At 72.4% G+C, this 3,298-nt stretch carries 4 protein-coding genes; all 4 read left to right on the top strand.

The window, feature by feature from the left end; all coding sequences use genetic code 11:
* Window positions 1-201: 201 nt before the first annotated feature.
* The 4 genes from AB0F61_RS34105 (at window position 202) to AB0F61_RS34090 (ending at window position 3,211) form a co-directional block, all read left to right on the top strand.
* The gene (locus AB0F61_RS34105; RefSeq protein WP_357818503.1) at window positions 202-960 is read left to right on the top strand and encodes a class I SAM-dependent methyltransferase; all 759 of its coding nucleotides are present in this window, start codon (window positions 202-204) and stop codon (window positions 958-960) included.
* Between the two features lie 159 nt (window positions 961-1,119).
* Window positions 1,120-1,593 carry a CrcB family protein gene (locus tag AB0F61_RS34100; RefSeq protein ID WP_357818501.1) on the top strand — a complete coding sequence of 158 codons (474 nt, stop codon included), beginning with the start codon at window positions 1,120-1,122 and terminating at the stop codon, window positions 1,591-1,593.
* A complete protein-coding gene (gene crcB, locus AB0F61_RS34095) occupies window positions 1,590-1,952 on the top strand; it encodes a fluoride efflux transporter CrcB (RefSeq protein ID WP_357818498.1) in 363 nt (120 codons plus the stop codon). Before AB0F61_RS34100 ends, crcB begins: the two co-directional genes overlap by 4 nt.
* Window positions 1,953-2,647: 695 nt before the next feature.
* The gene (locus AB0F61_RS34090) at window positions 2,648-3,211 is read left to right on the top strand and encodes a hypothetical protein (RefSeq protein WP_357818495.1); all 564 of its coding nucleotides are present in this window, start codon (window positions 2,648-2,650) and stop codon (window positions 3,209-3,211) included.
* Window positions 3,212-3,298 lie beyond the last annotated feature (87 nt).

Genomic DNA, 3,298 nt, shown 5'->3' with positions numbered 1-3,298 from the left:
GGTTTTTTGCAGTCCTACGGGAAAGTCTCGACGAGGTGGATTCGAGCGTCCGAACCCCGTCCCGCGCTGCGGCGCGGCCATCACCGCGTGGCCGCCCGGCCCGGCGTCACTCTGATCATCGCCCTGCCAGCTTCCCGCAATTGCAAATTATGTGCAACAAGGTCTGGACAGCGCGCCCGTACCGTAATTAGCCTTTCCGCCATGAGTCCTTACATCACGGATCCGTGGGCCTGGCAGGAAAGCTGGGATCGTCAGCAGGAGGCCTACCTACCGGACCGGGAACACCGGTTCGCCACCATGCTCGACACCGTCGATGCGGTGCTCGACGGTCGGCCGCCGCGCGTGCTCGACCTGGCCGGCGGCACCGGCACGATCTCGCTGCGGACGCTGGCGCGCTTCCCCGACGCGGAGGTGACCCTGGTGGACCTCGACCCGGCGCTGCTGGCCATCGCCGAGGCCACGCTTGCCGAGCGGGCCACCATCGTCCCGGTCGACCTCGGCACCCCCGGCTGGCGCTCCGCGATCCCCCACGGCGAGTACGACGCCGTCCTCACCGCCACCGCCCTGCACTGGCTGCCGGCCGAGCGGCTCGGGCAGCTCTACGCCGAGCTGCGTGACGTGCTGCGACCGGGCGGGGTCTTCGTCAACGCCGACCACATGCCCGACGACACCCTGCCGGAGCTGACCAAGCGACTGATGGACCAGGCCCGGGACCGGCGCAACGCCCGGTACGCGGCCGGCTCGGTGCTGTCCTGGTCGGACTGGTGGGAGCGGGCCGCCGCCGACCCGGCGCTCGCCCCACTCGTCGCCCAACGGCACGCCATCTACCCGACCGGGCACAGCCCGGAGTGGAACCCGCCGGCCTCCTGGCACCTCGCCGCCCTCACCGCCGCCGGGTTCACCGAAGTCGGCACGGTGTGGCGCGGCGGCCCGGACGCCGCCGTCGCCGCCGTGCGCTGAGGCCGCCACCGGTGGGGCGTCGCCGTCGCCGTCGCCGTCGGCACGCTGAGGCCGCAGTCGCCGGCGATGCACTGAGGTCGCAGTCGCCGGCGGCACGCTGAGGTCGCAGTCGCCGGCGGCACGCTGAGGCCGCAGTCGCCGGCACTACGCTGAGGAGCCGTGCCAGAGCCGTTCGAGCCGCGTACCGACCCCGACGTCGACCTGCGCGTTCCCGCCGACCGCCGCGAGCTGACCGCGCGCCCCGCGGCGATTCTCGCCACGATCGCGGCCGGCGGGGTGCTCGGCGCGCTGGCCCGGGCCGGTCTGCAACACGCCGCCCCGCACCCGCCGACCGGCTTCCCGTGGGCGACGTTCGGCATCAACCTGTCCGGTTGCCTGCTGATCGGTGTGCTGATGGCGGTGCTCACCCACCTCGACGGCGGGCACCCGCTGGCCCGCCCGTTCCTCGGCGTCGGCGTGCTCGGCGGGTTCACCACGTTCTCCACCTACGCGGTCGACATCCAGCAGGCGCTGGTCGCGGACGCACCGGGCACCGCGCTGGCGTACCTGGCGGCGGCGCTGCTCGGGGCACTCGTCGCGGTCGGGCTGGGCGACGCCGCAACCGCCGGGCTGCTGCGGCGGGCGAGTCGGTGACCGCCCTGCTCATCGCCCTGGGGGCGGCCGTCGGCGCGCCGTTGCGGTATCTCACCGACCGGGCCGTGCAGTCCCGGCACGACTCGGCGTTCCCCTGGGGCACGCTCACCGTCAACGTGGTCGGCTCGCTGCTGCTCGGCGTACTCGTCGGGTGGCCGGCCGGCCCGGCGGTCACCGCGCTGCTCGGCACCGGGTTCTGCGGCGCGCTGACCACCTACTCCACCTTCAGCTACGAGACGCTGCGGCTGACGCGGGGCGGTCACCGGCTCCTCGCGCTGGCAAACGTCGTGGGCAGCGTCGTCGCCGGGCTCGCCGCGGCCGCCGCCGGCTACACCCTGGGCCACGCCCTGCTGGGCTGACCTCCGCAAACCCTGCCCCGAGCAGGGGATCCTCAAGCTGACCGAGGAGGCGGGGAGGCGCTGGCCGCCTGGATCGGTCTGCTCGGGCAGAATCCTCGCAAAGGTGTCACCCGCACCCGCGAGGACGTCGCGGCGGAGTTGGCTGACGTCGCCTTCACGGCGCTTGTGACCATCGAGAGCCTGGGCCTGGACGCGCAGACCGTGCTGGACGCCTGCGCCGCGAAGGTGCGTTCTCGCCTGACCGGGTGAAAGGCGGGCGGCCTGAGGTTGCTGCCGCGCGGTTGTCTGGGGCGCCTGTCGGGTTTGGGGCGTTTGACCCGTGACCGGCCGCACCCGTGGGCCGGAATGGTGGCCGGGGCGGGGTCGTTACATACCCTGACGATCGCAGCACCACCGGCCCGCCGCCTCGACCATCGGGGTGGGAATGCGGGCCCCGGTCCGGTCGTTGCAGTCCCCACGAACGACCGCCCGGTCACCGTCTCTGCGAGGGTGCGGGTGGATGGGCCGCCCCCGGAATGACCCCGGCCCCCCGGTCGTTTCACCTGGACCCGGCACCACAAGCCCTCGGCTTGTAGGTCGCCCACCCCCAAGACTTTCCCGCTTGTTTGTGCAGCGCCGGACGAGGTGCTCACACCTTGTGTCGCCGACCCCCCTTGGCGGCCCGGGTGTTTCCTACCCCCGAAGGAGCTACCCCCATGAACACGATCATGCGCAAGAGTGTGCTGTCGGTTGCTGGTCTCGCGTTCGCCGGTGGTGTGTTCGCCGGTCCGATCGCCGCCCACGCCGCCACCCCGGTCGAGGGCAAGCCCGCCGCCGTCGCGGTGCAAACCAGTGCGCCGAAGCCGCAGGGCGACCAGTCCCACATCACCCTCAACGACGAGCAGATCGCCAACGCCAAGGCGATCATCGGCGCCACGAAGAAGGCCGGCCTGCCCGAGCGTGCCGCGGTGATCTCGATCGCGACGAGCCTGCAGGAGTCGAAGCTGGAGAACCTGGGCCACCTCGGCGACATGAACGACCACGACTCGCTGGGCCTGTTCCAGCAGCGCCCCAGCTCGGGTTGGGGTACGCCGGAGCAGATCACCGACCCGGCCTACTCCACCACCGCGTTCCTCAAGGGCCTCAAGCAGGTTGACGGCTGGCAGGACATGCCGCTGACCCAGGCCGCACAGACCGTCCAGGTCTCCGCCTACCCGGACGCCTACGCCCAGTGGGAGCAGCAGGCCACCGACCTGGTCGGCCAGCACTGGAACAGCTGACTTACCGCAGGACAGCACAGCGACAGCACCACCGCCTGGCACCGACCGCTGGCCGGCACCCCGCCCCCCGCGGGGGCGGCCCGCCGC

The organism is Micromonospora sp. NPDC023888 (assembly GCF_040639415.1).
Taxonomy (GTDB): domain Bacteria; phylum Actinomycetota; class Actinomycetes; order Mycobacteriales; family Micromonosporaceae; genus Micromonospora.
This window is presented reverse-complemented; position numbering and strand designations above follow the sequence as displayed.

Coding starts and splice junctions, on each gene's coding strand:
- AB0F61_RS34105 (WP_357818503.1), top strand. CDS start 202: ATGAGTCCTTACATCACGGATCCGTGGGCCTGGCAGGAAAGCTGGGAT.
- AB0F61_RS34090 (WP_357818495.1), top strand. CDS start 2,648: ATGAACACGATCATGCGCAAGAGTGTGCTGTCGGTTGCTGGTCTCGCG.